This is a genomic window from Mycetocola sp. Y171, assembly GCF_056713165.1.
On record NZ_JBWYGX010000001.1, the window covers coordinates 659,805 to 685,857 of the forward strand.

Below are 26,053 nucleotides of genomic sequence, written 5' to 3' on the forward strand. Positions count from 1 at the left end.
CACCGGTCCCGGCCGGTGGGCGTTTTCTGCACCCGGGCCGCGCAACTACCTGAACGGGCGGAAGAAGTCCCTGAGCTCCTGCGCGTACAGTTCGGGTTCCTCGAACGGCGCGAAGTGGCCCCCTCGGTCGGGCTCGGTGAGACGCACGACGTTGGCCATCCGCTCGACCCACTCGCGCGGCGGCCGGACGATGTCCCCGGCGAACAGGGAGAAACCAGACGGCACCTCGACCCGTCGTTCGAGTTGCCCGACCGGGATGCCGGCGTTGGCGTTGTACATCCGCATCGACGAACCGATGGTCCCGGTGAGCCAGTAGATCATGACGTTCGTCAGGATCTCGTCCTTGGAGAACCGGTCCTCGCCGTCACTCCACGCGCGAAGCTTCTCGACGATCCAGGCGGCCAGCCCGACGGGTGAGTCGGTGAGGCCGAACGCGAGCGTCTGCGGTTTTGTCCGGTGCATCGCCGCGTAAGCGCCCTCGCTCGCGCCCCATGACGAGACTTCGGCGAACCAGTTCCGCTCCGCCGACGACAGTTCAGCGGGGTCTCCGCTGAACACGGGCAGCCCGGCATCCATGCGGTGCACTGCGACAACACGTTCCGGGTGATCGAGCGCGAGGTATCGGCTCACATGGCTGCCGATGTCGCCGCCGGCAGCACCGAAACGCTCATAACCGAGCACGGTCATCAGTTCTGACCACAACCCGGCCACCGCGGGCGAAGCCAGTGGAGCACCCGTGGGGCGGTCGGAATACCCGAACCCGGGCATGTCAGGAACGATCACGTCGAATGCGTCGGCCGGGTCGGCACCGTGGGCTCCGGGATCCACGAGAAGAGGAACAACCTTCGAATACCGCCAGAACGAGTCGGGCCACCCGTGGTTGAGCAGGAGAGGCAGAGCCGGGCGCGTTGAATCGGATGCCCGTGCGTGCACGAAGTGGATACCAAGCCCGCCGATCGTGGCCCGGAATCGCGGCAGCCGCGCGAGCTGCGCCTCGTGCATCGACCAGTCGAACCCGTCCAGCCAGTAGGCCACCAGATCGCGGAGGGAGGTCACATCCGTTCCCAGCGTCCACCCGGCATCCTCCGGCGCGTCTGGCCACCGGGTCGCCCGCAGGCGCGCGCGGAGATCCTCGAGCGCCGCAGGGGATGTCGTGGCGACGAACGATTCCGGGCGAGAGGACGAGCTCAGCATGGGACTCATGCTATCGATCGGCAAGTCGGCTCTACGAGGGCTCCTCGGGGGCCACCTTCGGATTCGGCGCCTTCGACTGCCTGCTGCGGTTGACGGCGCCGAAGATGACCCGGATACCACCGCCGAGGACGAGCAGGTTGAGGATCATCTGAACCGTCACGATGACTCGCGCCGACTGACTGGTGGGCGTGATGTCACCGAAGCCGACGGTCGCGAACGTCGTGACCGTCATGTACAGCGAGTCGATGCGCGTCATCCCGTCGGGGCTGAAGCTCGCCGGATCGCTGCTCTCCATGAGGAAATAGGTGGCTGCGAAAACGAGTATGAAAAGCGGGGCAGTGATGGCCAGCGCTTCGACGGCCCTGAGCGCAGGATGATCCGCCCGCATGATCGCGCGGATCTGAAAGACGAACACTGTCACGATCAGCACCAGTGCGATGACGAGGGATACGGCGAGAGACACACGGCTGAAGTCATCGAGCGGCAACAGGAAATACAGGGCGACCAGAACCGAGGCCGAGATCAGGGCGCGGAGCAGGCCGAGCAGGAGAAACCGACGACGCTGCGCCGGCGACAGCGCCTGGGCTGGTGTGTCGGTCATCGCGTTCCTCCCTCCTGGCTGATGGTCACCGGCTGCGACGGCGGTGGTAGCTCCTCAGGGTAGGACTGCGGGGTTCAGCGGGGCAAGACTCGGACGGCAGGCGAAGAGGCGACTCCTCATTCGGTGAGCCCTCCCCGAGTGTGGGAGCGCATGCTGATTCGTCACGATATTCCGACACGCGATACGTCCCCCAAAGGGTGGATACCACCTTCCGGACTTTATGCACCAGAATGAAACCCGAAGCGGGGGCGCAACACATGAGCATGACTGACGATAGAACTGTGGTGTCTGTGCGGGTTCGCCAGGGGCTGCTCGCCCAGGGAATCGTCGCATTGCTGGCTCTCAGCGTGCCGATTCTCATCGTGTTGTACTGGCTCACCATCCCGACCGGAGCCTGGGTGTGGGTCCTCCTGGCGCAGGCTGTGGTCCTGGCAGCGATCGCTTTCGCGACGGTTCGCTTCCTCCGGGTGCGTATCGGGGTCACTCCGACGCACCTGATCGAACGGCGATTCTTCTTCGGCACCACGCGTATCCCGCTCGAGTCGATCGCCCGCGTCGTCATGCTGGAGATGCACCGGACGATGGCATCGCAGTCTCGCCTGCAGATGTTCGTCCTCGACAAGGGTGGACTGCCCCTGCTGCGCATGCGCGGTGAGTACTGGTCGAGGAACAGCATCAACCAGATCGCGTCCCACCTCACGATGGCGCCGATCGAGCACGTCGACCACCCGGTCACGCTCGACGAACTGCAGTCGACCCGACCCGAGATGCTCTATTGGTTCGAACGCCGCCCGAGCCGGATGCCCTAGGCGGTCTTCTTTCCCATCACGACGCCGTCCGCATCGGCAGTGAGCTCGGTGAACCCGACCCGGCGATAGAACGCCTGAGCCGCTGTGTTGCTCGTGCCGACAACGAGGTGCAGCCCCTGAACGCCCCTGGCGTTGAGGGCAGCGGCGAGCGTCTCAACGAGGCTGCGCCCGAGGCCGCGCCCCTGCGCTTCGGGCAGCAGGTCGATGTGCAGGTGTGCCGGGTACTCGTCAACCGCGTCGATGAGCATCCGCTCGGGGTCTCCTGCCGACGCGACGACGGAACGCTCGGCAGCTGAGTCGCCCGTGTGCCCACCGACGACACTGGGCCACCACTCGGTGCTGAACCACGCGGCGAACGCCCTCGTGTCCGCTGTTCCGATGATGTAGCCGACCGCCCGCTGTCCGTCGTCGACGACGAACGCCAACTCGGGCTCATGGTCGACGTACGGGAGCGCGTAGATGTCGGGAAGGAGGGCGTCCGAGGAGTACAGCCCCGTCGCATCCTGCCCGCTGTCACCGGTGCGGACGCAAATGTCGGCGACGTCGTCGCGGTCGGCGGGAGTGTACGGGCGGATGTTCATCATCCGTCCGAGTTTAGGGAACCGCGGCGGGACCTCGGTCATTTCTCCGGTTCGTACCCGACGAGCCAGTGGAGCCCATGGCGGTCGATGACCTGGCCATCCGAGGCGCCCCAGGGCTTCGGGGCGAGGGGATCGACCACCTGTCCGCCGACGGAAAGCCTGTCGAACCACTCGTGGAGGACGGCGGGTTCTGCAGCTCCCAGCAACGAGAGCCGGACGCCCTCGAGCCGGACGCTGGCCTCTCCCGGTGCGGCATCCGACCCCGAAAGAGCGACCACACCGGAGAGAACTCCGTGAGCGATGGCGTCGGGTGAGCCGTCGCTCCTGCCGAAATCTTCATTCGTGTACAGGGAGAGCTCGCCGCCGAAAACGTCCGCGTAGAAGCCGAGGGCCTCACGCGCCGTGCCGGGGAACGTGACATAGATCTGTGGCGCCGTCATGCCCCTCAGTATACGAACGCCCTCCGGCCGGACGTCGCCTGGCATCCGTCGAGTGGGCGTCCTCCTAGGCTGGGACCATGTGGCAGCCGGCGACCCTCGAGGACTACCTCACGCGCTGGCGTATCACTCCGACCGGCCGGGCCTTCTCCACGCCCTCGTCGCACCTGCAGCCCGTGCTCAGAGGCGACGTTCCTGCGATGCTGAAGGTCGCCAGAATCGAGGAGGAGGCGAAGGGATGCCGCCTGCTCGACTGGTGGGACGGCCACGGCGCCGCCCGCGTGTTCGAGGTCGATGATCACGCCGCTCTCCTCGAGTGGGGTGGCGCGTCACTCGTCGACCTGGCCGGGCAGGACGACGACCGTGCGACGCGGATCCTCTGCGACGTGGCCGCGTCGCTGCACGCGGCATCCACCCGCCGGTTCGCCGATCGCCCCGGCGACCTGATCCCTCTCAGCATCTGGTTCGAGTCGCTGTTCGCGAACGACCGCGGAAGCTTCTACGGGCGAGCCGCCGCGACCGCACGACGCCTGCTCGACGACTCAGACGCAGTCGTGCTGCACGGAGACCTGCACCACGGCAACGTGCTCGACTTCGGCGAGCGCGGACCGCTCGCCATCGACCCGAAGTTCCTCGTCGGCAATCGGGCGTTCGACTACACGAACATCCTCTGCAACCCGAGCCAGGGTCTCGCCGAGGCGCACTTCGACCGACGGGTCGCGCTCATCAGTGACCTGGCCGGCATTCCGCCCGAGTCGTTGCTCGAGTGGACGGTCGCCTGGACCGGGCTCAGCGCCAGCTGGCTCGCGGCCGACGGCAACACCGGCGACGAACGACGGGCGTTGCGGATCGGGGCACTCGCCGAAGCGAGGTTGGTTTCGGGAGGAAATTAGCGGGGTCTGTCCACGCATGGACGATGGACCCCCGGATATTCCTCCTGAAACGACCGCTAGCGCCGCCGGCGGGTTCCGAAAATCCCCTCAACGACACCGGTGAGGATGGTCTTCGTCGCCCGGGAGGTCAGCACCTCTTCGAGTACGGTCTTCTGCGACCGGGACGTCGTGCGCCGCGTCGTTCCCTGCGTCTTCCTGAGCAGCCGCTCATATTCGGCATCCGCCTTCTTCTGTGCTGCCGCCTGGGCCTTGTCCATCGCGGCCTTCTGCTTCGCGTACTCGGCCTCGGCTTTGGCCCGTGCTAGTGCCTCCTCTTCAGCGGCCGCTGCCTGGTTGGCCGCTTCCATCTTCGCGGCGAGGACCTCGCGGGCCGACTCCCGGTCCACCGGCGTGCCATAGGTGGGCAGAAGGGTGGATGCCGCGACGGCGGCGTCGATCGAGGCGTCCGGGCTCGGCGACATCAGTCCCTGAGGAGCCCGAAGCCGCGTCCAGGCGACCGGTGACGGCGCGCCCTTCTCGTTCATCACGGTGACGATGGCTTCGCCCGTGCCGAGCACGGTGAGGGTCTCCTCGAGGTCGTAGCCCGAGTTCGGGTAGGTGGAGACGGTGGCACGGAGCGCCTTGGCGTCGTCTGGAGTGAACGCCCGCAACTGGTGCTGCACGCGGGAGCCGAGCTGCCCGAGCACGTCACCTGGCACATCCTTCGGCGTCTGCGTCACGAAGAAGATGCCGACCCCCTTCGACCGGATCAGCCGCACGGTCTGCGTGATCTGGGAGAGGAAGTCCTTGGAGGCGTCCGCGAAGAGCAGGTGCGCTTCGTCGAAGAAGAAGACGAGCTTCGGTTTGTCGAGGTCACCGACCTCGGGGAGGTCGTTGAACAGGTCCGCGAGCAGCCACATCAGGAACGTCGAGTAGAGCGCGGGCTTGTCCTGGACACCCGGGACCTCGAGCAGGCTGATGACGCCCTTACCGTCTGCCGTGGAACGGAGGAACTCGGCCGTGTCGATCTCGGGTTCGCCGAAGAACACGTCCGCGCCCTGGTCGGCGAACGTGATGAGCTCTCGGAGGATGACGCCGACGGTCGCGCCGGACAGCCCGCCGAGGTCCTTGAGTTCGGCCTTGCCCTCGTCGCTCGCGAGGAAGCTGAGCACGGCACGGAGGTCCGTGAGATCGAGGAGCGGCAACCCGGCCTTGTCGGCGTAGTGGAAGACGAGGCCAAGGCTCGACTCCTGCGTGTCGTTGAGGCCCAGCACCTTGCTCAGCAGAATCGGGCCGAACCCGGCGATGGTCGCCCGGATCGGCACTCCCCTGCCGACACCACCGAGGGAGAAATACTCGAGGGGGAAGGCGTCTGGGGTCCAGTCCTGACCGATCCCTGCGGTGCGCTTCAGGAGCTTCTCGGTTCCTTCGCCCGGAACAGCCATCCCTGACAGGTCGCCCTTGATGTCTGCGGCGAATACGGAGACACCGTGGGCGCTGAGCTGCTCGGCGAGCCCCTGCAGGGTGCGGGTCTTGCCTGTGCCCGTCGCACCCGCGACGAGACCGTGCCTGTTCATCATGGCGAGCGGGATCCGTACCTGGACCGACGGGTTCGGGTCGCCGTTGACGAGAGCGCCCATCTGCAGGGCCGGCCCGTCGAAGGCGTAGCCGGCGCGGATGCGCTCGACGTCGTCTGGACCGAGCGGGCCCGGTGTCGCGACGGGAACGGATGACGCGGAGGACTCATCAGGCGCAGCGGATGCCGCTGCGGATACAGCAGCATCGGCCTGCCCGGTCGCAGCCGCGGTGGTCGCAGCGGCCGCTGCCTCTGCGCCATCCCGCGCGGCGGCGGTCGTGGCGTCTGCGGCTGCACGGGCATCGGCGGAGGCGTCTGCGGCTGCCGTCGCGGCAGACTGGGTCGACTGGTCCTTTGCGGCGGTCGCCTCGGCGGCTGCCAGGTGTGCGGCATCCGTAGCGGCCCTGCCGTCAGCTTGTGCCTGGTCGACGGTCGCCTGCGACTTCGCTTCGGCGTCGGCCTTCGCCGCAGCCGCTGCGTCTTCGAGGCGTTTGAGCGCGGCTGCCGCTGCCGCCTGGGCCTGCTCGGCCGCCTCAGCGAGGGCGGCTGCCTCGGCTCGGGCAGCGGCGAGGGGATCTGTCTGTTCGGAGGCGTCGCTCATGGCTCGAGCCTAGCCACCGCCAGGATCGGACCGCAGGGGTTGCAGCGGACCGCCTTTCGCCGGCAGCACCGTTCACAACTGCGGAGAATCGCGGCGGATCGGTCCGATACGACCGCCGGCAGGCCCCGGCGCGGCCGAAAACTCCGAAGTTGGGAACGCCACCACCAGCACTTCGACAGGTCAGGCGGGCAGCAGGGTCCGCTCGAGGAACTCGTTCACGAATACACGAGACGGATCCAGCCGCGCGGCCAGAGCCCGGAAGTCACCGATCCGCGGGTACACCCGCTCCAGCGATGCGGTATCGGCGGAGAACAGCTTGCCCCAGTGCGGCCGCGCCGAGAACGGCGCGAGCGCCTCCTCGATCTCGGAAAGCAGTGCCTCGACCTCCGGCTGCTGCTTCAGCCAGGTGAAGTGGATGCCGACAGCATCGGTCTCGTACGCACCGCTCAGCCAGAGCGTGTCAGCGGCGAACGTACGCACCTCGCACACCTGCAGCAGCGGCGCGATCCGGCCGGCGAGCGAACGCACGGCGCGCAGAGCGTCGACGGCATAGCGCCGCGGCACGAGGAACTCCGACTGCAGTTCCTCACCGTTCGACGGGGTGAAGTCGAGCCGGAAGTGCGGCAGCCGGTCCAGCCAGGCTCCCGGCACGCCCATCTGGGCGGTGCAGTTGACGGCGGAGATTCCGGGCAGCGGATGCCGGTCGGCCGGCGCCGCGACGGCACCGAACAGGTCGGATGGTGCAGCGGCATCCACCCCGGACCGTCGCTTCAGCCAGACCTGGTCGAGCACGTCGGGGTTCCGCCACGTGGTGAAGAGGGAGACGCTGTACGCGGCGCCGGTGATGGCATCGAAATTGGCCTCGACGGCCTCGAACGCCAGCCCTTCGAACACGGACTGCTCGATGTCGAAGGTCGGCTCGATGTCGAGGGTCACCCGCGTGACGATGCCCAGCGCGCCGAGGCTGACGACGGCTCCGTCGAAATCGGCATCCCCACGCTTGAGCTGGAGCACGTCGCCGGACGCGAGCACAAGCTCGAGCCCCGCGACGGAGGCCGCGAGCGACGGGACCCGGTTGCCCGAGCCGTGGGTCCCTGTGGCGATGGCCCCTCCGACCGAGATGTGCGGCAGGGAGGCCAGGTTCGGCAGCGCCCACCCGGATGCCTGCAGCTCCGACGCGAGGTCGCCGTAGCGGATGCCTGCACCCACCGTCACGGTGCGGTCCTTCGCGTTGATGAATGGCGCAGACCGCAACAGCTCTGTGGAGATCAGCAGGTCGGCGGAGTCGGCGATGGTGTTGAACGAGTGCCGGGTGCCGAGAGCACGCACGGCCGTCGCGCCGCGGAGCAGCCGCTGAACGTCGTCCACGCTCGCCGGAGCTTCGATGCGCGCCGCGCGATAGGCGTGATTCCCGGACCAGTTCGTGCCGATGACGCTTGTCACAGTTGCCTTTCCTGCGCCTGTGGCGCGGTTCGTCCCTCCGCGAGCGAGGGGTTCAGGTCGTCGGCAGCCGGATGCGCATCCGCCAGGGCCACGATCGCCCAGCGGAATTGCGGCACGAGTGCCACGTCCATTGTGCCGGTAATCGGGGCATCCCCGTCGGCCCACACCGGGTGCGGGCTCGTTTGTGACGACGGGGCGGCCGGACGAGCGCGGATGCCGCGGTCGGCCTCCTCACTCGATGCGGGCCTCCTCACGCCGCGTGCCGGGCGAGTGCGTCCGGAACAGGTGAGTGCATGTCTCCTAGGGGCGCAGCTTCGTCGGCGTCCGGCGGGCCCATGCCGTGACCAGCTCGGTGCGCACCGTGACCCCCGAGCCCGGCCCGGTGGGGACGGTGAGTCGTCCGTCGCGCAGAACGAACGGCTCGGTGAGGTCCTCGGCGTAGTACCGGTCCGAGGCGCTCGTGTCTCCTGGCAGGGTGAATCCGGGCAACGCAGCGAGCGCGACGTTCATCGCCCGCCCGACGCCCGTCTCGAGCATCCCACCGCACCAGACAGGGATGCCGAGCTCGACGCAGACGTCGTGGATCGCGACCGCAGGGAGGTATCCACCCACGCGCCCCGGCTTGATGTTGATGATCGACGTCGCCCCCCGTTCGATCGCGTCGACGGCAACACCGGCCGAGACGACGGACTCGTCGAGGCAGACCGGAGTCTCGATTGCTGCGGCGAGCGCGACGTGCGAGGCGATGTCCTCCTCGTCGAACGGCTGCTCGATCAGGAGGAGGTTCCAGGCGTCGAGTCGCCTGAGGTGGGCGATGTCGTCGCGGGTGTACGCGGTGTTGGCATCGACCTGCAGCAGGGCATCCGCGCCGATCAGTTCGCGCACCCTCCTGACCGGTTCGACGTCCCAGCCCGGTTTGATCTTGAGCTTGATCCGTCGGTATCCGGCGTCGACGTAGCCCCGCACTTCGTCGAGCAGCTCGTCCATCGACGTGCTGATGCCGACCGAGACACCGCAGTCCACCTCGGTGCGGACGGCTCCGAGCCTCTCGCCGAAGCTGGTTCCGGATGCCCTCAGCTCGGCATCGAGGACGGCCGCCTCGAGCGCCGCCTTGGCCATGCGATGACCGACGACCGGGGAGAACAGCCTCTCGAGGTCGGCCGCGCGAAGGTCGGGCGCCGAGAAGAGGAGCGGTGCGAGGTGGTGCTCGATGACGTGGGCGCAGCCGTCGACGTATTCAGAGCTGTAGCCGGGTGACGCGCCCGCCACGCACTCGCCCCAGCCGTCGCCGCCATCGGTGCGGAGGTGGACGAGCAGCACGTCGCGTTCCGTCTCGCGTCCGAAACTCGTTTCGAACGGGCGCACGAGTGGCATCCCGATCCGGTGCAGTTCAATCGACTCGACCTTCATCTGCCGACCCTATCCTTCGACGCTGTCGCTAGCGACCTTGCTCAGGAACCGCCCTTCGACATGCTCAGGAACCATCCCGCCCCGGCTGATCGTGTAGCGCGCTACACGAACACATAGCCCCCATGCACGAACTCCACCGACAGGCCCTCGTCGAATGCCGGCCCGAAGACGGCACGGGACGCGTCCCTGAACTCGGCGGCGGCATCCGGATCGTCACGGCGGAAGGACTCGAAGTCCGGGTGCAGTTCGAACCGGATGCCGTGATCATGCGCCGGCACGTCAGGGCCGGTCCAGGTGGAAATCGGTCCCGCGCGATCCAGCGAGCGGGCGATCGATTCGAGCACCTCGGGCGAATCGAGCTGCCAGCTCACCTCGAACCGGTCGCTGCGGTCGGCGCCTGAGATGGCGTCGTCGAGCCGCCCATAGAAGTCGGGATGGTAGGCGATCACCGTCGCCCCGAGCTTGTCGAGGTTGAGGTGGGCGTTGCGGCGGATCAGCGGGTCGTAGGTCCACCGGATCTCGCTCACGCCGTTGTCGAGTGCGAGTGCGCGTTGCGCCAGTTTGAGGGCGAAGCCGACTCCACCGCGCGCGGACGGCGTCACTGCTGCGACATGGGAGTGGACGTGGAGTCCACCGTCCCAGCCCAGCACGCCGACGACGGTGCCGATCAGGACGCCGTCGCGCTCGGCGAGGAGCACGGTGTTGCCGGCGTGGGCGATCGCCTGGATGAACGACGGATCCGCCCCTGCACCCCTGCCCCATGTGGCATCGAGCAGGCGGCAGATCTCGGCGTAGTCAGCGAGGCTGGCCGCTGACCGGATGACGGTCGCACTGTCGCGTGCGGCGGCATCCGCCTGGTCCCTGGCCGTCGTCACGCCACCGGCTCCCTGCTGTCATCGACGGCGGGTGATTTCTTGCGTATCGGCTCTCCTGAGATCTTGGCGGCGAACGGCGCCCAGAGGATGAGGACGACCCCAGCCCCGAGGAGCGCCCCTCCGATGGTGTCTGTGAGCCAGTGCACGCCGAGGTAGGTGCGCGAGAACATCATCAGGGCGACCCAGATAGCTCCTGCCACCCACACCCAGACCTTTGGGAAGATGATGCCGAGAGCGACGGCCATCGTCGCGGCGTTGGCGGCGTGCCCGGACGGGAACGAGCCGGCATCACTCACCACGAGCATCTCCTCCGGGCGGGCGCGGTCGACGACGCTCTTGAGAAGCTGCACAACGCCGACGCTGACGAGTGAACAGAGTGCGAAGAAGAGCGCCGACCACGGGCGTCTGATGATCAACAGCACGATGACGATGAGGAGCGGCAGAATGAACGACGCGAACAGCCCTCCTCCGAGCCAGTTCATCCCGTAGGAGATCCACTCGAGGAACGGCAGCCGGTCTTCATCGAAGACCTCTTCGCTCCATTCCGAGTCGAGTTCGAACGGGATGGAGTTTCCGCGTTGCACGATCAGGAAGGCGAGGAGTATGCCGAGGGCGACCGCAATGCCCCCTGAGATGTACGGCCAGTGGCTGGCAACGCGCTTGGCGGATGGGTCGGCCTGCTGTGCCGGATCGGTGCGTTGTTCTGACATTCATCAATCATGCCCTGAACGACGCCGGATCGCCCATCGATCCGGGGCGTTGACAGAAGCTGCGAGCGTGTGCGCCTGCCCGTCCGGCGATCAGCGCACCACCGGCCAGCCATCCTCCCAGTCCAGCCGCGCCAGCCCCAGCCGGAATGCTCCGTCGAGTTCGGCATCGTAGAAGTGATACGCGAGGATGCCGTCTGACACCGACTGTCCGCCTGGCCCGATCTTCGCCCCGTCTGTCCCGAGCACCACCGTGCCGCCGTCGTCCATGAGCGCCACTCCGTCGGCGTCGAGGTACGGGCCCGTCACCTCCGCTGACCGTCCGACGGCGATGTTGTAGGTGCTGTCGGCGCCCTGGCAGCAGAAGTCGCGGGAGAAGAAGAGGTAGTAGAACCCGTCGTGGTGCAGGATGTACGGCGCCTCGATCGCGTTCGGCGGCGACTGCCGGTCGGCGAGTCGGAGCGGATCGGCATCCGAGGCACGGAGGCCGTCCGGCCACGCCAGTTCGACCATCCGCAGTCCGCTCCAAAATGAACCGAAACTCAACCACGGTGTGCCATCGGCGTCCTCCACGATCCCCGGGTCGATGGCGTTGAAGTCGGCGCCCTCCGACGAGATCACGACGCCGCGGTCCACCCACTCGTAACCGGCGGCATCCGGATCGATCGTCGTGTTCGTGGCCAGGGCGATCACCGAGAGGTTGCTCCCGAAGGTCGACGCCGAATAGTAGAGGTACCACGTGCCGTCGTGCTCGTAGAGTTCGGGCGCCCACAGGTTGTCGACGCCGGGCACGGCCTCGCTGAGCCAGTCCGGTTTCTCCTGCCAGACCTCTCCGGCATACTCCCAGTCGACCCCGTCGTCCGAGCGCCGGATCTGGATGTTCCCGTCCGCGGTCTGCCCACTCCCTGTGGAGTAGACGAACCACGAGTCGCCGCCCTCGCCGGCGACGAGCGCCGGGTCGTGCGTGTACACGTCGCCCACCGGTTCATCGAGCGCGGTCGCGGTCGCGGAGCATCCGCTGAGAAGGGCCACCAGCACCAGCGCCGCCACGCGAGATGGCAGTTTCGCACCCAACCAGCGCCCGGACGGCGTTCGTGAGTGCGAAACTGTCATCTCGATCAGGCCTGAGCCAGCGCCAGAGCCGACCAGGAGACGGGAGGCAGCGTGACCGTGAGCGTGCCCTCCTCGAGTACGACGCCATCGAGGTCGCGCAGTCCGACCCGGTTCTGGTTCTCGAGCGTGTTCTTCGCGTACACGTCGTCGTCGTGGAGAGTGACGGCCTCGGTGACAGCGGATGCCGCCAGGTCGGAGACGTCGATGGTCACCGTGATCGACTCGGTCTGGCTGCGGTTCACGAGGAACACCGCGCTCGTGCCGCTGTCGGCATCCGTCGTCGCGACCGCGTCGACGAGAGGCGCGCGACCGTGGACCTTCGTCGGGTACGTTCCGACGTCGATGCGCGGGCGGAGCACCTCGCCGCGGGCCAGCCGCGACGTCACCGAGAACGGGAAGAACGTGGTCTGGCGCCACACCGCTCCGCCCGGTTCGGTCATGATCGGGGCGATGACGTTGACGAGCTGGGCGAGCGACGCCGACCCGACGCGGTCGTGGTTCTTCAGCAGCGTGATGAGAAGGTTGCCGAGCACGACGGCATCCGCCACCGAGTAGACGTCCTCGAGCTGGCGCGGAGCGAACTCCCAGCCCTCGTTCACCTCGTCAGAGGCCTGGTGCTCGTCGAGGTACCAGATGTTCCACTCGTCGAAGGAGAGCTGGATCTTCTTCGTGCTGCGGAGCTTGTTGCCCACGTGGTCTGCGGTGGAGACGACGGTCTCGATGAAGTACTGCATGTCGAGCGACGACGCCAGGTAGGAGTCGAGGTCGCCGCCGCGCTCCTGGTAGTAGGCGTGGCAGGAGATGTAGTCGACGTGCTCGTAGCTGTGCTCGAGGACGGTGCGTTCCCAGTCGCCGAAGGTGGGCATCGCCGATCCGCTCGAGCCGCAGACCACGAGTTCGAGCGTCTTGTCCGCGGCCTTCATCGCCTGGGCGGTGCGGGCGGCGATCTTGCCGTAGTCGTCTGCGGTCATGTAGCCGGTCTGCCACGGGCCGTCCATCTCGTTGCCGAGACACCACATTTTGATGCCGTGCGGCTCTGGCGTGCCGTTGGCGATGCGCTGGTCGCTGAGCGCCGTGCCTGAGGGGTGATTGGCATACTCGAGCAGGTCGAGGGCGGCTTCGATGCCGCGAGTGCCGAGGTTGACGGCCATCATCAATTCCGACCCGGTGAGTTTGCACCAGCGGGCGAACTCATCGGTACCGACCTGGTTCGATTCGAGGGCGTGCCAGGCGAGGTCGCGGCGGACCGGACGGTTCTCGCGCGGGCCGACGCCGTCTTCCCAGCGGTAGCCGGAGACGAAGTTGCCGCCGGGGTAGCGGATGGTGGTCGAGCCGAGTTCCTTGACGAGTTCGACGACGTCGAGACGGAAGCCGTCCTCGTTCGCAGTCGGGTGGCCTGGCTCGTAGATTCCGTCGTAGACACAACGGCCGAGGTGCTCGACGAACGATCCGAAGATCCGTCGATTGAGCGGAGCGACGACAGCGGTGCGGTCGATGGCGATGGATGCGGTGGTCACGCGGTTCGGTCCTTTTCTTTACAACGTAGTAATACGGTTGAGTCCATAGTGGTGGGATGGTGGTCGTGGGGTCAAGCGTGTTGCGCGAGTGGTCTGGATGGTTCGGACGGCTCAGATTCCGTTCATCCCGGCGACCCGCGGCTGGCGAAGCGATACTGACGCCTCGCCCCCCGCGAGCCGGGTGAGCCGGGTGTCGAGAAGCCAGCCCGCGATAAACAGCGGCGCGGATGCTCCGACGAGTGGCACGAGAACACCGAACGCCATCAGCAGGTAGGCGAGCACGCCCAGGCTGATCAGCACGGACACGCTCATCCCAGGCGAGATCAGCGGCAGGGCGACGGCGTACCGCCAGGTGGCACGGGCGGTGGCGCGGTAGCGGGCGCAGATCGAGACGGCGGCGAGCGCTGCGAGGAGCATGGTGATGCCGGATGCCACGAAGACGGCGAGCAGGACGGTCGCCAGCGCGGAACCCGACGCCGCCAGCGTCTGGAACGCGACGAGGTCGAGGGCGATCACGATCGCGGCGAGGTGGAACGGAATGGCCACGACGGCAAGGTGCCTGAACTGGCCGCGGTACGCGGCGATGAAGTCGCGAACGAGGGAATCGGGAGGCACACCTGCGCGCATCCGTGCGGCGACGACAGACGTCGCCACTGCAGCAGGGAACAGGCCGAACACGACGAGTCCGGCGAGCGTGCCCGCCACGAACAGCAGGTTGAGCACGACGAGGGCGACGCCGAACCGGAGCCACACCATCACCCGGCCGGCCCAGCCGATCTCGGCATCGTTCATGACGGCTCCCCCGCTGTGCCCTGCCACGCGACACCGTCGGCGTCGATCCCGGCGAACGACAGCGCCGCACGCCCGTGAGCCCAGTCGAACGAGCCGAACACCATGGCATCGAGGTCGACGGCGCCGACGCGCAGGCGCACGTGCTCAGCCCGCCCGCTCGCCAGACGGCCGGGCTCATCCGGGACGGTCACCGGCAGCGCGACGGCATCGACGAGGTCTGTCGACGCGGGGTCGAGACGGAGCACGCGCCAGATTCCGTCGATCCGCACCGGTTCGGTGAGCGACTCTCGCTCGACACCCGCGAACGGTTGCGGCGAGACGACCGGCCAGCCGGCATCCGTGAAGTAGACCCGTCGCAGCTGGACGACGTGTTGGGTCGGGTCATCGGCGAACCGAACGTGGTGGACCATGAAGTACTCGTCACCGTCGGCGCCGAGTTCGGTGAGGATCGAGTTGTGCCCCGGGGCGAGCCAGCCGGTGTCGGCTCCGAAGCGGTAGCTGCCGAGAACCTTTGTGCCGGTGCTCGTCGGATCGGCGTCGAGGTCGGTCATCACACGGCCGTTCGCGTCGAGATACGGACCGGCGATCTGCCCGGCTACGGCGACACGCACGTGGTAGGTGGAGAACAGCGAGTCATAGGAGACGAAGAGCACGAACCGGTCCTCTTCGGCCCGGTACACGATGTACGCCCCCTCGATGGCGCGATCGACCGACCGCGGCCGCCGGGCGATGACCGTGCCGAGGTCGCCCGGCGTCACCGGCAGGCCGGTCGCTGCATCGAGCCGGAGGATGTGGATGCCGGAGAAGAACGACCCGTAGGTGAGCCACGGCGACCCGTCCCTGTCGAAGGCGACAGCGGCGTCGATGGCGTTCTGCGTGGTCTCTCCCGCCCGAGTGGCAACGACGACGCCGTGGTCGGTCCATGGGCCGGTGGGGTCGGATGCAACGGCCAGCCCGATCACCGACGTGTTCGACCCGAAGGTGGAGGCCGAGTAGTACATGTGCCAGCGCGGCTCGTCACCAGGCCAGCGCACCACCTCAGGAGCCCAGAGACCAGGAGCGCCTGTGAACTCGAACGCCCACGGAGGCACACCATCGAGAGCGGTGCCTACGAATGTCCAGGTGACGAGGTCGCTCGACGTCCGCACGTGCACACCTGATGGGATGTCGGCGGCGTTCGCGACGGCATCCGTCGAGAACATGTACCAGGTGCCGTCGTCGCCTCGGACGACCGTCGGGTCGTGGGCGTGCCTTGCTCCCCATGCTTGTGGATCGCCGGTGGGTTCGGGCCTGGCGCTCGTCAGCGCGTCTGCGAGTGACATGACTCAGCCCTTCGCGCCGGTGAGGGCGACGGATTCGATGATCTGGCGCTGGAAGATGACGAACACGACGAGCACGGGCAGCAGTGCGATGAACGACGCGGCCATGATCAGCGGATAGTCGGTCTGGATGGCGTACGCGGCGTTGAAGTTCGCGATGACGAGCTGCAGCGTCTGCTTCTCCGGCGTGTTCAGGTAGATGATCGGTGCGAGGTAGTCGTTCCAGACCGCCATGAACCAGAGGATGAACTGGGCCGCGAGCGCCGGCTTGATGGCCGGGAAGATCAGCGTGAAGAAGATCTGCAGGTACGAGGCACCGTCGAGTTTCGCGGCCTCGATGATCGAGTCCGGGACTGTGGCCAGGTATTGCTTGAGGAAGAAGATCATGATGATGTTGCCGAACAGCCCCGGCACGATCAGGGGCAGCAGGGTGTCGACCCAGCCGATCTCGGCGAACACCATGAACTGCGGGATCATGATGGTCGGGAACGGGATCATCAGCCCGGCCAGCAGCCCGAGGAAGATGACGTTCTTGAACGGCATCCGCATTTTCGCGAAGGCGAACGCGGCGATGGCAGACACCAGGGAACCGACGATGGTGACCGAGCAGGCGACGATGAGGCTGTTCTGGATGCCGCTGAGCAGCGGGCCGGCCGTCCAGACCCGGATGTAGTTGTCCCAGATCACCGGGTCGGGGATCCACTGCGGCGGGAGTGCGAAGACACTGTCGCGGGTCTTGAGCGACGTGGAGAACGTCCACACCAGCGGCGCGACCATGACGATGGCGCCGGCGGAAAGCAGGAGCGTGACGAGAACGTTGCCGAGGGCGTAGCGGCCCTTCGTCGACAGGGGCTTTTTCTCGTTGGCCCGTGGAGCGGGTCCTGGCAGCCCGTCCGTGGGGGTGAGCGGAGGGATTCCGAGGGCGCCCGGCCCCACCGCCGGGGTGACGGGTGGCGTGGTTGACGTGATTGACGACATGGTTGCCTGCCTCAGTCGATCGAGAACTGGTTGCGGCGGTTGAGCCGGAATTGGATGATCGTGATGACCAGGATGATCAGTCCGAGCACGATGGACATGCTCGACGCGTACCCCATCTGCAGTTGGCTGAAGGCTTTCTGCCAGATGTACCAGACGATGCTGGCGGAGGAGAATTCAGGCCCACCGGTCGGGGTCATGATGTTGATCTCGATGAAGATCTGAGATCCGCCGATGATGCTCGTCACCACGAGGAAGAAGGTGACAGGGCGCACCATCGGGAGGGTGATGTTCCTGAACTGCTGCCAGGTGTTCGCTCCGTCGAGAGCCGCTGCCTCGTAGAGGTGCCTCGGCACGGACTGGAGGGCGGCCAGGTAGAGCAGCATCGAGTAGCCGAGGCCCTTCCAGACGGCCATGATGATGAGCGCCGGCTTGACCGTCGCGGTGTCCATCAGCCAGTTCGGGCCGTCGATGCCGACGAGCGCGAGGGTCTGGTTGACGAGACCGAAGTCACCGTTGAACGCCCACTGCCAGAGGATGGCCACCGCGGCGATGGAAGAGATCACCGGCACGTAGTACACGGTGCGGAAGAACGTGGTCCCGCGCATCTTGCGGTTGAGTGCCAGCGCGAGGACGAGCGATATGACGAGACCGACCGGGATGCCGATCATCATGAAGAAGGTGTTCCACATCGCCTTGGCGAAGTAGGGGTCGTTCCACATCTGGATGTAATTCGCGATCCCGTTGAACGTGGGGTCGCCGAGTCCGTTCCAGCTGGTGAACGAGGCGTACACACTGAACAGCAGCGGGTAGAGAGTGAAAAGCAGGAACCCGATCAGCGGGATGGCGACGAAGCCGAGCGCAGCCAGGTTCTCCCTGCGGTGGAGCCGGGAACGACGGTTCGTCGTTGTCGATGTCGCTGTCATCAGAGATCTTCCTTGATCGGGGCGAGAAGGGGTGGGGCGGATGCCGCGACGTGCGGTGCGAACGCACGCCGCGGCATCCGGTCGGCGACTAGCCGATCCCTGCCTGCTGGTTGGCGGCGTCGAGGAACGCCTGCATCTTCGGCTGGGCTTCCCTGAGGTATTCGGCGGCGGTCTGCTTGCCGTCGATCACCGGCTGGATGTTGGTGAAGAGCTCGTCGTACCACTCGCTGTTGTAGGTGTTGTTGGCGGGCAGACCGCGACCGTAGTCGTTGACGATCTGGAGGAACTCCTCCTTGTTCGCGGGCATGGTGGTCGAGTCTGCGACCCAGGTGTCTGCCATGTCCTTGAGATTCGGGATCTGGATCCCTGCGTCGACGAGGCTCTGCTGTGCTTCTTCGTCTGCCGTCAGGTACTCGACGAGTTTGACGGCTTCTTCGGGGTACTCGGTGCCGTTCGAGACGGCGATGCCGAGGGAGCCGACCCAGGTCGCGCTCTTTCCGCTCTCACCGACCGGGTAGGGGATCAGGTCCCACTCGAAGTCGAGCTTCTCGTAGGTGGAAACGTCCCACGGCCCGACAGGGAAGAACCCGAGCTCCCCCTTCATCCAGCGCTGGTAGGTGTCGAGGGTCTGCGCTTCCGCGACCGACGGGGTGACCTTGTGCACGTTCTGGAGGTCGGCGAACCACTGGAGCGCCTCAGCGAACTCCGGGGTGTCGACGGTGACCTTGGTGCGGTCTTTGTTGAGCCAGTCTCCACCGTTCGACCAGACGAACGGCTGCAGGTTCCACTGCACGTTCAGGCCGGTGCCCCACTGGTCGATCTTGCCGTCGCCTGTCTTGTCCTGGGTGAGCTGCTTGGAGATGTCGACGAACTCGTCGAGCGTGAGCGGGGTGTCCTTGTCGGGGAGCGGGATGCCCGCTTCCTCGAACATGGTCTTGTTGTAGCCGAACGAGAACGGCCCGACGTCCTTCGGCAGCGCGTAGATGGCGCCGTCTCCGACGAGCTTGCCGTCGTAGCGGTAGCTGTCGACGCCGTACTCCCAGATGTTGTCGAGGTCGATGGTGTCTGAGCCTTCGACGTATTCGGTGATGTCCTTGACGACACCGTTCTTGACGTAGGACTGCACGTCGCCCTGGGCGATGTAGAAGACGTCGGGCACCTTCTTGCCTGCGATCGCGGCCTTGAGCTTCGTGGCGTACTGGTCCGCGGTGGTGACGATGACGTCCACTTCGACGTCGTTCACCTTCTCGAACTCCCCGATGGCCTTTTCGTAGGCCTTCTTCTCGTCCTCGCCCCCGCGGAACATGAATGTGAGCTTCTTCTCACCGGAGTCGCTGCCGGCTGTCGCGGAGCATCCGCTGAGCAAGAGGCCTGCTGCAGCGAACATTGCTACAGAGGTGGCCATCAAACGTGACGTCTTCATCACGTGTCCTTCCCGTTTGGCTGTGCTGTGGGTGGCCGGATGCTTCGCACAGAGCGGGGTGGGCATCCATTGACCGCGTTGATTTACAACGTTGGAAAGTAGAATGACACGAACATTGAGTGAACGTCAAGAGTTTGGGGAAAAGTTTTTCCAACGTTGCAATCCCAGCGCCCGGGCGCGAGTTGCCCGGGTTTGAGGGTTGCGGGCGCCGAGCAACCGCCAGGCCGGGCAACTCGCGAGAAATCAGACCGCCGTGGACTCGCGCTCGACGATAGAGAAGTCCGTCAGGTATTGCCGCGGCGGAACCTGTTCGTCCCGATTGGCGATGCGCTCGGCCAGGACCCGGACGGCCGTGTCGGCGATCTCGTCACGGCCCGGGTCGACCGTCGACAGCGTCGGCAGGGAGTATTTCGTCTCGTCGAGGCCATCGAAGCCGATCACGGCCACATCGTGCGGGATGCGCCTCCCCGCCTCCTGCAGGACCCGGACGGCTCCGAGGGCGAGGGTGTCGTTGAGGCCGAACACGGCGTCGAACCCGACTCCGGAGTCGAGCAGCTGATGCATGGCCTGCGCACCGTCAAGACGGTGCCACTCGCCGACGTAGCGCACGAGCGACTCGTCGTACGGCAGGCCGGCATCGGCGAGCGCCTCCCGGTATCCCTGCACGCGCAGGGCGGCAGACCCGACGACTTCGCCCTCGTGCGCGCCGATCACGGCGATCCGCCGGCGTCCCCGCTCGATCAGGTGCGCCGTCGCTGCTTTCGCCGCCTCGACGTTCTTCATCGTGACGTGGTCGGTCGGACCGCCGAAGATCCGCTCACCGAGGAGCACGAGCGGATACGGCACGTTCAGCAGCCCGGCGTCGTCGGAGCTCATCCCGAGCGGGCTGAAGATGAGCCCGTCGGTGAGCTGGAGGCGAGGGCTCGAGAGCATGGCGATCTCACGGTCACGATCTCCCCCTCCGGTCTGCTCGATGAGCACGACGAGCTTGTGCCGCTCGGCGGCGCGGATGACGGCATCCGCCAGCTCGGCGAAGTAGCTCAGGCTGAGTTCGGGCAGGGCGAGGCCGATGACGCCCGTGCGACCTGAGCGGAGGCTCCTCGCCGAGATGTTGGGTTTGTAGCCGAGTTCTGTGATCGCCTCGAGCACCTTCTCGCGAGTGCTGGGGCGGATGTGCTCGTAGTCGTTGACGACGTTCGACACGGTCTTGATCGAGACGCCGGCGAGCGTCGCGACGTCGTGCAGCGTCACTGCCATCGAACTTCCCGCTTCCTGCCTCACCGAACGAGCCCGTCGCTTCTCTTCGTGTGAGTACGAACCTACAACGTTGCAGGGCCGGGGTGCGGCAGCCGCCCCGAATTCAGCCTCGGGGCGCGTCGAACGGATGCCACGGCATCCGTCAGCAGCATCTCCCCTGCGGATTGCGGTCCTGCTCATCGTCGCGCTCGCGCCAGAACAGCCGCTCGGGCATGGGCGGTGTGTCCGGGTGGGTGGCGGTGTGATGCGCGAGGTACACCTCGTAGGCGTTGTCGCCCATCACCGCTTTCACATAGCGGCCGGCCGAAGCCAGACCCGATCTGAGACTCATTCGTGCCTCGCCTTCACGCGCCGGCGCTCGACCGGCAGCGCGTCCCACTGCTTCTGGATCCGCTTCTCGGACTTCGTCGAGAAGATGCCTGAGCCGCCGAAGATCCGCGACGGGACTGCCGGGTCCTCGGTGTTGACGCCGCCGCCGTTCTGGAACGCACGGATCGTGCGCCACACGGCGATGCCGATCACGATGACCGTGAGCGTCACGAACAGGATCGACAGGGAACCCTGCACGGTCGTGTTGCGGACCACGGCCTCCATTGCCGCGCGGTTCGGGGCTGTACCGAAGCTCTCCTCCCCCTGCTCGAGCGCCTGGCGGAACGCCGCGTTCTGTGCCCAGTAACCGACGGCAGGGACGGGCGAGAAGATCTTGTACAGGGATGCCGTGACCGTGACGATCGTGGCGAACGCCAGCGGCACAGCGACGACCCAGAGGTACTTGAAGTAGCCCCTGTCGGCGACGATGGCCAGGCAGACGGCCAGCGCGATGGCCGCGAGCAGTTGGTTCGCGATTCCGAACAGCGGGAACAGGGTATTGATCCCGCCGAGCGGGTCGGTGACCCCCATGATGAGGATCGCCCCCCACGCCGCGACCATGATCGCCGTGCAGATCCACGCCCCCATCGTCCAGCTCGCATCCCGGAACTTCGGGATGATGTTGCCGAGAGTGTCCTGGAGCATGAACCGGGCGACGCGCGTTCCGGCGTCGACGGCCGTGAGGATGAACAGGGCCTCGAACATGATGGCGAAGTGGTACCAGAAGCTCATCATTCCGACGCCACCGATGAACGACTGCATGATGTGCGCGAGCCCGACGGCCAGCGTCGGAGCCCCACCGGTGCGGGAGACGATGCTCTCCTCGCCGACGTTCTTCGCCGTCTCGGCGAGCAGTTCGGGAGTGAGGTTCACCCCGGTCAGCCCCAGTGAGTTGACGAAGGCGACGGCGCCTTCGATGGTGCCGCCGGTGTTCGCCGCCGAGATGTTCATGGCGAAGTACAGCCCGCGGTCGATCGAGAGGGCCGCGACGAGAGCCATGATCGCGACGAAGCTCTCCATGAGCATCCCGCCGTACCCGATGAACCGCGTCTGGCGTTCCTTCTCGACCAGCTTCGGGGTGGTCCCTGAGGCGATCAACGCGTGGAATCCGCTCAGCGCACCACACGCGATGGTGACGAAGAGGAACGGGAAGAGCGATCCGGGAACGACGGGACCGCCAGCGGGGTCGCCGGCGAACTCGCTGAAGGCCGGCACCGTGATCTCGGGCCGAACGATGACGATCGCGACGGCAAGCATGACGATCGTGCCGATCTTCATGAAGGTGGAGAGGTAGTCACGCGGTGCGAGAAGCAGCCAGACCGGGAGGATGGCGGCGATGAATCCGTAGATGATGATGCCCCACGCGATCGTGGTGCGGTCGAGCGTGAAGAGTGCTGCGCCCCAGTCCGTTGCGGCGACGGCGCCACCGCCGACGATGGCCGCCATGAGCAGCACGAATCCGATGATCGACACCTCGGTGATCTTGCCCGGTCGGATGAACCTCAGGTAGACACCCATGAACAGCGCGATCGGAATGGTCATCGCGACGCTGAAGACACCCCACGGGCTTTCACCGAGTGCGTTGACGACGACGAGGGCGAGGATGGCCACGATGATGACCATGATCACGAGGGTGGCGATGATGGCTGCAGTGCCGCCGACGCGTCCAAGCTGGTCGCGCGCCATCTGGCCGAGGGAACGCCCGCCGCGCCTGGTGGAGAAGAACAACACGAGGTAGTCCTGGACGGCACCGGCGAGGATGACTCCGACGATGATCCACAGCGTCCCCGGCAGGTAGCCCATCTGGGCTGCGAGCACTGGCCCGACGAGCGGGCCGGCTCCCGCGATCGCCGCGAAGTGGTGACCGAAGACCACGCGGCGGTCGGTGGGGACGTAGTCCTTGCCGTTCGCCTTGTACTCGGCGGGAGTCGCCCGGCGGTCGTCCGGCCTGGTGATGGCCCGCTCGATGAACTTCGAGTAGAACCGGTAGGCGATGAGGTAGGTGCACACGGCCGCGAAGACGAACCAGATCGCGTTGACCGTCTCACCACGGACGATGGCGAGCATCACCCAGGCGACTCCACCGAGGAGGGCGATGGCCACCCAGAGGGCGATCTTCGCCGGCGTCCAGTGCCGTTCCTCGGCCTCGCGCTCGTCGTCGGGAACCGCCACGGGGGGAAGATTCGGATCCTGTTCGATCGTGGCTGCTGCGGCGTCGGCCGTCTGGCCGCCTGTTTCTCGTTCGGCGTCGTTGCCCATCGGAACCCCTCAGTTTCGCTGTCAGTGCACGCGCCGGCATCCTCATGGGATCCCGGAGTCGCTGTGCTCCGATGCTACCGCCACTGTCCCCTGAACGGGGCCCCTTGGCGCGGGGTGGGATGCCGTCGGCGGGGTCGCGCGGGTCGACCGGCGTCACGCGGGTGTTTTTTCACCCGCGCGGTGCCGATTCACCCGCGCGTGACGGTCCGCCGGCGCGACCGGCCGTCAGCCGACGAGCGCAGGCACCCGCTTGGGCTGCACGATGAGCCAGAGCGCTCCGACCGACACGAGCGAGGTGGCGAGCATCACCGATCCCATGGGGATCGCCGTGTCGATGCCGAGCCAGCCGACGATCGGTGAGATCAGTCCGGCGAGCCCGAAGTTGAGGGCGCCGAGGAGGGATGCCGCCGTTCCGGCCTCACGGCCGTGGTTGACGAGGGCGAGGACCTGCACGGCGGGGAACCCGAACCCTGCGGCAGCGATGAAGACGAACAAGGGCACGAGGATGCCGATGAGCCCTGCGCCCGCCATGCCGAGGCTCACGATCAGCAGGGCGGCGATCGCCTGGGTGATCGTGGTGGCGGCGAGGATCCACTGCGGACCGAACCGTCGCATCAGGCGGGACGAGATCTGCACACCGACCACGATGCCGAGCGAGTTGACGGCGAACAGGAAGCCGTACTGCTGCGGGTCGAGGTTGTAGACCTCCTGGAACAGGAACGACGACGCGGACAGGTAGGCGAACAACCCGGAGAAGCTCATTCCGCCGATCACGGCGACACCGACGAACACGCGGTCGCTGAACACCGAACGGTACCGGTCGCGGACGGTCGAGTGACCGGCGATCGAACGGCGCGCAGGCGGAAGGGTCTCGACGATGAACAGCGAGACGGCGACGACCACGATGATGCCGTAGATGGCCAGGAACACGAACAGTCCACGCCAGTCGAGGAACAGCAGCAGCTGCGAACCGATCACCGGGGCGAGAATCGGCGCGAGGCCGTTCACGAGGGCAAGACGGGACAGCATCCGAACCAGCGGCTTACCGCCGAAGAGGTCGCGGACCATGGCCATCGCCACGACACCGCCGGCCGCTGCGCCAGCACCCTGCAGCACGCGGAACGCGCTGAGCCAGACGATGTCGGGCGAGAGCGCGACGCCGATGCTCGCTGCCACGTGAACGCTCGTGGCGAGGATGAGCGGGAGCCTGCGCCCCACCTTGTCGCTCCACGGCCCCATGAACAGCTGCCCGATGGCGAAACCGAGGGTCGTTCCGGTGAGGGTGAGCTGGATCAGGGTTGCCGAGACGTTGAGGTCGTCCTCGAGCACCGGGAAGGCCGGCAGGTACAGGTCGATGGTGAACGGTCCGAGCGCGGTGAGCGACCCGAGAACGAGGATGTAGACGAGCCTCTGCCGGCGGGAGAGGGAATCGCCGGGGTGCACAACGGTAGTCACGAGATGAAGTCCTAGATAGGAGCGGGCTGCGCCGCGGATGCCACGGGCGGAATCTGCCGGTGCCCTGAACGTAACCGCGTGGCTGAGGCGCGATATTCCCGTCAGGCGAAACTCCATCGAATCGATTCGAGGCCGACGCTCTCAAGATTAGCATCCGGTTGCCGTTGCAGCGGAAAGGTAAGTTGCTGCGCGCTCGAAAGGAGTTATCGCTCCGAGCGCACGTTCAACAGGAGCGAACGACTGTTTTCGGGCACACTCTCCTGTTGGGCGGGCCCGTGCGGGGTGGTCAGGCCGTGACCGCTCCCGCGACGTGCGCCGGGTCGGCGATGAGCGGCTCGAAAGCCAGCTCGGCAGCACCGATCAGGAGCAGGTCGGCCCCGAGCGTGGCGCGGACGATCCGCACCTCCTCGAACGACGCGGCCAGGGTCTGTCCTTCGACGAGCCGGTCGAGCAGCTCGGGGTCGACGGCGTAGATCGAGCCGAGGAATCCGCCGAGCACGACGAGTTCCGGGTTGAGCACGTTGATGGCGTTGCGCAGTGCCACGCTCAGGATGCCGAGCTGGCGCCTGACCTCGGCAGTCACCGTCTGCAACCCCGAGTCGAGGAGCGCGCTTTCGAGCTGGGCCGAGTCCGCCGACTTCAGCCCGAGCAGGTCCAGCAGGCGGCCCCGGTTGACTTCGTCCTCGAGCGCTCCCCCAGTCGACGGCTGGTCAGGTCCGTCGGGCGCGGTGACGAGGTTGTGACCGAACTCTCCCGCGTACCCGCCGACCCCGCCGAGAGGCATCCCGTTGGCGATCACCCCGCCACCGATACCGCTGGCGCCTCCGTTGAGGTAGATGAGATCTCGGACGTCACGGCCGACGCCGAAGATGTGCTCGGCGAGCGCGCCGAGGCTCGCGTCGTTCCCCGCCAGGGTCGGGTAGCCGGTGGCGTCGGCGAGGAGCGTCGCGACCGGTTCGTCGACCCAGCCGAGGTGCGGTGCGAGCCTCACGAGTCCGTCAGAGCGGACAAGACCTGGCACGGCGACCCCGACACCGACGATGACGACGGATGCCGGCAGCCCGGCCCTGAGGCCGGCGATCAGTTTCGCGGTCACCCGCACCGTCTCGGCCACGCCGAGCGGTTCGTCGAGGTCGTGGCGCACCTGGGACACGACCTCGCCGTGCATGCGGACGACGCCGACGGTGATGGCGTCCTGCTCCGGGTTCACAGCGAAGGCGACGCAGTCCGGATGCGGCCGCACCACGGGAGACGGTCTGCCGACGCTGCGCGCGCCGGCCGGCTCGACCTCGATGACGAGCCGCAGTGCGGCGAGTTCGCCGACGAGGGCGGCGACGGTCGAGCGGTTCAGTCCGGTCTGCCTGGTGAGCGTCGAGCGCGACACGGCGCCTTCACGGTGCACGAGCCCGAGGATTCTCGAGAGGTTGTGCTGCCGGACGGTGTCGAGGTTGGTACCGCGGTTGTTCACAGGAAGTCCAGAGGTCTGTCGCAGGCCGACTGGTTGCCGGCTCCCTCGAACGATACCGAAGGTCGTGCCCCTAC

General features: G+C 66.7%; 23 protein-coding genes. 2 read left to right on the top strand and 21 right to left on the bottom strand.

Annotated elements, in window-relative coordinates:
- Nucleotides 1-45: 45 nt before the first annotated feature.
- Together AC1M2K_RS03115 and AC1M2K_RS03120 are read right to left on the bottom strand one after the other, a co-directional pair.
- Nucleotides 46-1,194: an epoxide hydrolase family protein gene (locus AC1M2K_RS03115; protein ID WP_480239803.1), complete on the bottom strand. Its 1,149-nt coding sequence runs from the start codon at nt 1,192-1,194 to the stop codon at nt 46-48.
- 31 nt (nt 1,195-1,225) lie between these two features.
- Complete coding sequence (locus tag AC1M2K_RS03120; protein WP_480239804.1) at nt 1,226-1,795, bottom strand: potassium channel family protein; 570 nt, start codon at nt 1,793-1,795, stop codon at nt 1,226-1,228.
- 263 nt (nt 1,796-2,058) lie between these two features.
- On the opposite strand from AC1M2K_RS03120, the gene AC1M2K_RS03125 reads away from it, so the two are divergent.
- Nucleotides 2,059-2,604: a hypothetical protein gene (locus AC1M2K_RS03125; RefSeq protein ID WP_480239805.1), complete on the top strand. Its 546-nt coding sequence runs from the start codon at nt 2,059-2,061 to the stop codon at nt 2,602-2,604.
- On the opposite strand, the gene AC1M2K_RS03130 is transcribed toward AC1M2K_RS03125, so the two are convergent.
- Both AC1M2K_RS03130 and AC1M2K_RS03135 read right to left on the bottom strand, forming a co-directional pair.
- Nucleotides 2,601-3,188, bottom strand: a complete 588-nt coding sequence (locus AC1M2K_RS03130) for an N-acetyltransferase family protein (protein WP_480239806.1) — start codon at nt 3,186-3,188, stop codon at nt 2,601-2,603. The two genes, AC1M2K_RS03125 and AC1M2K_RS03130, sit on opposite strands and share 4 nt — an antisense overlap.
- Before the next feature lie 35 nt (nt 3,189-3,223).
- Complete coding sequence (locus AC1M2K_RS03135) at nt 3,224-3,625, bottom strand: VOC family protein (protein WP_480237960.1); 402 nt, start codon at nt 3,623-3,625, stop codon at nt 3,224-3,226.
- A 77-nt stretch (nt 3,626-3,702) separates the two neighbouring features.
- On the opposite strand from AC1M2K_RS03135, the gene AC1M2K_RS03140 reads away from it, so the two are divergent.
- Nucleotides 3,703-4,515: an aminoglycoside phosphotransferase family protein gene (locus AC1M2K_RS03140; RefSeq protein WP_480239807.1), complete on the top strand. Its 813-nt coding sequence runs from the start codon at nt 3,703-3,705 to the stop codon at nt 4,513-4,515.
- Between the two features lie 56 nt (nt 4,516-4,571).
- Here the strand turns inward: AC1M2K_RS03140 and AC1M2K_RS03145 are convergent, their stop codons facing one another.
- From AC1M2K_RS03145 to AC1M2K_RS03225, 17 genes are all read right to left on the bottom strand, one after another.
- Nucleotides 4,572-6,671, bottom strand: coding sequence for a helicase HerA-like domain-containing protein (locus AC1M2K_RS03145; RefSeq protein WP_480239808.1), 2,100 nt, complete (start codon nt 6,669-6,671; stop codon nt 4,572-4,574).
- 180 nt (nt 6,672-6,851) lie between these two features.
- Entirely contained in the window at nt 6,852-8,114 is a 1,263-nt protein-coding gene (locus AC1M2K_RS03150; protein WP_480239809.1) for an FAD-binding protein, read from the bottom strand.
- A gap of 300 nt (nt 8,115-8,414) precedes the next feature.
- Nucleotides 8,415-9,524: an o-succinylbenzoate synthase gene (gene menC, locus AC1M2K_RS03155; protein WP_480239810.1), complete on the bottom strand. Its 1,110-nt coding sequence runs from the start codon at nt 9,522-9,524 to the stop codon at nt 8,415-8,417.
- A gap of 101 nt (nt 9,525-9,625) precedes the next feature.
- Nucleotides 9,626-10,399 carry a hypothetical protein gene (locus tag AC1M2K_RS03160; RefSeq protein ID WP_480239811.1) on the bottom strand — a complete coding sequence of 258 codons (774 nt, stop codon included), beginning with the start codon at nt 10,397-10,399 and terminating at the stop codon, nt 9,626-9,628.
- Nucleotides 10,396-11,109 (bottom strand): phosphatase PAP2 family protein, encoded by a 714-nt coding sequence (locus AC1M2K_RS03165; RefSeq protein WP_480239812.1) that lies wholly within the window; start codon nt 11,107-11,109, stop codon nt 10,396-10,398. The genes AC1M2K_RS03160 and AC1M2K_RS03165 overlap by 4 nt, the downstream gene beginning before the upstream one ends.
- Before the next feature lie 90 nt (nt 11,110-11,199).
- Entirely contained in the window at nt 11,200-12,156 is a 957-nt protein-coding gene (locus AC1M2K_RS03170) for an arabinan endo-1,5-alpha-L-arabinosidase (RefSeq protein ID WP_480239813.1), read from the bottom strand.
- Nucleotides 12,157-12,224: 68 nt separating this feature from the next.
- On the bottom strand, nt 12,225-13,736 hold the full coding sequence (gene arfA / locus AC1M2K_RS03175; protein WP_480239814.1) for an arabinosylfuranosidase ArfA: 1,512 nt from the start codon (nt 13,734-13,736) through the stop codon (nt 12,225-12,227).
- Nucleotides 13,737-13,847: 111 nt separating this feature from the next.
- Complete coding sequence (locus tag AC1M2K_RS03180) at nt 13,848-14,528, bottom strand: YesL family protein (protein WP_480239815.1); 681 nt, start codon at nt 14,526-14,528, stop codon at nt 13,848-13,850.
- Nucleotides 14,525-15,850: an arabinan endo-1,5-alpha-L-arabinosidase gene (locus AC1M2K_RS03185; RefSeq protein ID WP_480239816.1), complete on the bottom strand. Its 1,326-nt coding sequence runs from the start codon at nt 15,848-15,850 to the stop codon at nt 14,525-14,527. Before AC1M2K_RS03185 ends, AC1M2K_RS03180 begins: the two co-directional genes overlap by 4 nt.
- Before the next feature lie 3 nt (nt 15,851-15,853).
- A complete protein-coding gene (locus tag AC1M2K_RS03190) occupies nt 15,854-16,825 on the bottom strand; it encodes a carbohydrate ABC transporter permease (protein ID WP_480237971.1) in 972 nt (323 codons plus the stop codon).
- A gap of 11 nt (nt 16,826-16,836) precedes the next feature.
- On the bottom strand, nt 16,837-17,748 hold the full coding sequence (locus tag AC1M2K_RS03195) for a carbohydrate ABC transporter permease (RefSeq protein ID WP_480239817.1): 912 nt from the start codon (nt 17,746-17,748) through the stop codon (nt 16,837-16,839).
- Nucleotides 17,749-17,836: 88 nt separating this feature from the next.
- Entirely contained in the window at nt 17,837-19,171 is a 1,335-nt protein-coding gene (locus AC1M2K_RS03200) for an ABC transporter substrate-binding protein (RefSeq protein WP_480239818.1), read from the bottom strand.
- 243 nt (nt 19,172-19,414) lie between these two features.
- A complete protein-coding gene (locus AC1M2K_RS03205; protein ID WP_480239819.1) occupies nt 19,415-20,428 on the bottom strand; it encodes a LacI family DNA-binding transcriptional regulator in 1,014 nt (337 codons plus the stop codon).
- A 142-nt stretch (nt 20,429-20,570) separates the two neighbouring features.
- A complete protein-coding gene (locus AC1M2K_RS03210; protein ID WP_480239820.1) occupies nt 20,571-20,759 on the bottom strand; it encodes a YbdD/YjiX family protein in 189 nt (62 codons plus the stop codon).
- A complete protein-coding gene (locus AC1M2K_RS03215) occupies nt 20,756-23,056 on the bottom strand; it encodes a carbon starvation CstA family protein (RefSeq protein ID WP_480239821.1) in 2,301 nt (766 codons plus the stop codon). The genes AC1M2K_RS03210 and AC1M2K_RS03215 overlap by 4 nt, the downstream gene beginning before the upstream one ends.
- A 225-nt stretch (nt 23,057-23,281) precedes the next feature.
- Entirely contained in the window at nt 23,282-24,511 is a 1,230-nt protein-coding gene (locus AC1M2K_RS03220; protein ID WP_480237977.1) for a multidrug effflux MFS transporter, read from the bottom strand.
- A gap of 286 nt (nt 24,512-24,797) precedes the next feature.
- Nucleotides 24,798-25,979 (bottom strand): ROK family transcriptional regulator, encoded by a 1,182-nt coding sequence (locus AC1M2K_RS03225; protein WP_480239822.1) that lies wholly within the window; start codon nt 25,977-25,979, stop codon nt 24,798-24,800.
- Nucleotides 25,980-26,053 lie beyond the last annotated feature (74 nt).

Bases quoted from the DNA above. Each gene is read 5' to 3' on its own strand.
- AC1M2K_RS03130 (WP_480239806.1), bottom strand. From the start codon at position 3,188: ATGATGAACATCCGCCCGTACACTCCCGCCGACCGCGACGACGTCGCC.
- AC1M2K_RS03200 (WP_480239818.1), bottom strand. From the start codon at position 19,171: ATGAAGACGTCACGTTTGATGGCCACCTCTGTAGCAATGTTCGCTGCA.
- AC1M2K_RS03115 (WP_480239803.1), bottom strand. From the start codon at position 1,194: ATGCTGAGCTCGTCCTCTCGCCCGGAATCGTTCGTCGCCACGACATCC.
- AC1M2K_RS03135 (WP_480237960.1), bottom strand. From the start codon at position 3,625: ATGACGGCGCCACAGATCTATGTCACGTTCCCCGGCACGGCGCGTGAG.
- AC1M2K_RS03195 (WP_480239817.1), bottom strand. From the start codon at position 17,748: ATGACAGCGACATCGACAACGACGAACCGTCGTTCCCGGCTCCACCGC.
- AC1M2K_RS03165 (WP_480239812.1), bottom strand. From the start codon at position 11,109: ATGTCAGAACAACGCACCGATCCGGCACAGCAGGCCGACCCATCCGCC.
- AC1M2K_RS03140 (WP_480239807.1), top strand. From the start codon at position 3,703: ATGTGGCAGCCGGCGACCCTCGAGGACTACCTCACGCGCTGGCGTATC.
- AC1M2K_RS03180 (WP_480239815.1), bottom strand. From the start codon at position 14,528: ATGAACGATGCCGAGATCGGCTGGGCCGGCCGGGTGATGGTGTGGCTC.
- AC1M2K_RS03125 (WP_480239805.1), top strand. From the start codon at position 2,059: ATGACTGACGATAGAACTGTGGTGTCTGTGCGGGTTCGCCAGGGGCTG.
- AC1M2K_RS03145 (WP_480239808.1), bottom strand. From the start codon at position 6,671: ATGAGCGACGCCTCCGAACAGACAGATCCCCTCGCCGCTGCCCGAGCC.
- AC1M2K_RS03120 (WP_480239804.1), bottom strand. From the start codon at position 1,795: ATGACCGACACACCAGCCCAGGCGCTGTCGCCGGCGCAGCGTCGTCGG.
- AC1M2K_RS03190 (WP_480237971.1), bottom strand. From the start codon at position 16,825: ATGTCGTCAATCACGTCAACCACGCCACCCGTCACCCCGGCGGTGGGG.
- AC1M2K_RS03215 (WP_480239821.1), bottom strand. From the start codon at position 23,056: ATGGGCAACGACGCCGAACGAGAAACAGGCGGCCAGACGGCCGACGCC.
- AC1M2K_RS03185 (WP_480239816.1), bottom strand. From the start codon at position 15,850: ATGTCACTCGCAGACGCGCTGACGAGCGCCAGGCCCGAACCCACCGGC.
- AC1M2K_RS03205 (WP_480239819.1), bottom strand. From the start codon at position 20,428: ATGGCAGTGACGCTGCACGACGTCGCGACGCTCGCCGGCGTCTCGATC.
- AC1M2K_RS03210 (WP_480239820.1), bottom strand. From the start codon at position 20,759: ATGAGTCTCAGATCGGGTCTGGCTTCGGCCGGCCGCTATGTGAAAGCG.
- menC (WP_480239810.1), bottom strand. From the start codon at position 9,524: ATGAAGGTCGAGTCGATTGAACTGCACCGGATCGGGATGCCACTCGTG.